General features: G+C 60.0%; 1 protein-coding gene. It reads left to right on the top strand.

The genetic code is table 11. The features are described from left to right. Positions 1-292: 292 nt before the first annotated feature. Positions 293-2,238: AAA family ATPase (locus NW835_RS10305; protein ID WP_414415231.1), on the top strand; the 1,946-nt coding region annotated here is incomplete at its 3' end.

Genomic DNA, 2,238 nt, shown 5'->3' with positions numbered 1-2,238 from the left:
TGATAAGCTGCTACAACTCTTTGCCGTAGATCCAAAGAATGGGTTGGCCTCTCTTTCTCTCCTTCCTCTTGAACACCTGTACCCTATTTTAAATTAACAGGTTAACAGGCTGTAACCGCCCTTGCTTCCCCAGATTGCTTCTCTTCAGCAGCAATGCCGCTTTCCCTGGTGAGCTCAGGGCGGAGGGACAACCGTTTTCTGGCCGTGGCAAAACTTGGGATCTAGCCAATAACTTCATAAACTGGAGCAAATGGCTCATCGCCATTGTTTTGCAGCGACCAGAGCCGCCCTTGTGATCCCAGTTCGCCTGACCTTACACAATTTTCTCTGCTACTCTCAGGCGGTTTTGGATCTGCGCGGGATCCACACCGCTTGCATTTGTGGCCCTAACGGGGCGGGCAAATCGGCTTTGCTCGACGCCCTGACCTGGGGCCTCTGGGGACAGAGCCGGGCCAGCAACGACAGCGATCTCATCCGCAAAGGTGCCAGCGAAACCTGGGTGGAAGTAATTTACCGCTCGCGGGGGCAAACCTACCGCATCCTGCGCAGCCGCCACCTGTCGGGGGAAGGATCCCTGGAGTGGCAAATTCAAATTGGAGAAGCCGACGGCCAAGCCCGCTGGCGCAGCCTCACCCGCCGGGGCCTGCGCGCCACCCAAGAGGCAATTACAAGTCAGCTTGGCCTCGACTACGACACCTTTCTCCACTCTGCCTATCTGCGCCAGGGACAGGCCGATGCCTTTACCCTGAAGCGCCCGGGGGAGCGCAAGCAGATCTTGGCCGACATGCTCAAGCTGGGGCAGTATGACTTGCTGACGGAGCGTTGCCGCGAACAGGCCCGCAGCGCCAAGCTCAAAGCCGACCTGCTCCAAGAGCGTCTGCACAAGCTAGACCAACAACAGGTTTCCATTGAGCAGATCCAAGCTGAACTGGAGCAGCTCCAACACCAGCAAACCCATCTGCAGCAGCTCCTGGCCCAACAGCAGCAGGAATTACAGACTCTAGAACGTGCCTATGAACATCGCCACATCCTGAAGGAGCGCCACCGGCAACTCACCCAACACCTGCACAAGCTCAGCGTCAACCTGCACCACACCGAACAGCAGTGGCGAGCCCAACGACAGCACCTGCTCCAGTTGGAAGAGCTGATTGCCCAAAGCGAGCAGATCCTGGCAGGCTACGAACGCTATCAAACCCTGATGGCCCAAGATCGCCATCTTCACCACCTCTTCGAGCAACAGCAATACCTGCTCCAAGAGCGCCAAAAGCTGCAGGCCCAACAAGCTGAGTACCAACAGCAGCAACTGCGCAGAATGCAGCGGCTGCAACAGGAATTGGCCGCCTGCCAGGCCCAAGCCCAGGCCGATGCCCAGGTGCTGGCAGAAGGGGAGCGCATCGAAAACGCCCTCCACCACTACCGGCAAGCCCAGGAGCGCCTGCAGATCTTGAACGAGGCCCAGGCCCAAGCCGCCGCCCTCCTCGAGCAACAACGGCACTGGCAAGAGCAGATCCGCCGCGAGCGAGAACGCCTGCAAGCCCGCCTCCAGCTCCTCAAGCAGCAACTGCAAAACCAGGAAACCCTGGCCCAACAGCAGCAGCAACTGGCCCAGAAAATTGCCGCCGGCGTCGCAGCCCTGGCCGAGCTGGAGCAACGGCGTCTCTACCAACAGCAGGTGCTGGAAAAAATTCAAGAGCGCCGCCTCTTTGTGCAGAAGCTGCAGGAGCGGCAGCGGGTTCTCCAGCACCAATGGCAAGAGGAGGAAGAGCGCTGCCGCCTATTAGAGGCTCCTTGGGAGTCCTTTCACCCCGAGCGGCTGGATCTCGGGGATCCGGATCGCCCAGATCCTTACAATCCAGAGCAAGAAAGGCACCACTCCGCCCCTGCCTTAGCGGGGGTGAAGTCGATGGCAGAAGGTGGGGAGGAAGAACACCCAGAATCCGAAGCCACCCCGGAAGCAGCCTTCTCAGAGCAGCCTGCCGCGCCTGCGCCGGCACCGTCCACCCAGGCGTTGGCTGTCCCGGAATCCCACCTTTGGGTTTGCCCCCTCTGCGCCCGTCCGCTCAGCCCGCACCTGAGGGATGTGGTGCTGCAAAAGCACCGCCAGCGCCAAGAAGAGATTGCCGGCGAGCTCTTTGTGATTCGCGAGCAACTGGCGGTGGCCGACCGGGAGATCGGGCTGCTGCAAGAGGAAGCTCGGCGTCTTGAGCAAGAATTGGCCGCTTGGGATGAGCGTCTGCA

Origin of the sequence: Synechococcus sp. OH2 (assembly GCF_047462155.1) — a bacterium.
Classification (GTDB): Bacteria; Cyanobacteriota; Cyanobacteriia; order Thermostichales; family Thermostichaceae; genus Thermostichus.
This window is presented reverse-complemented; position numbering and strand designations above follow the sequence as displayed.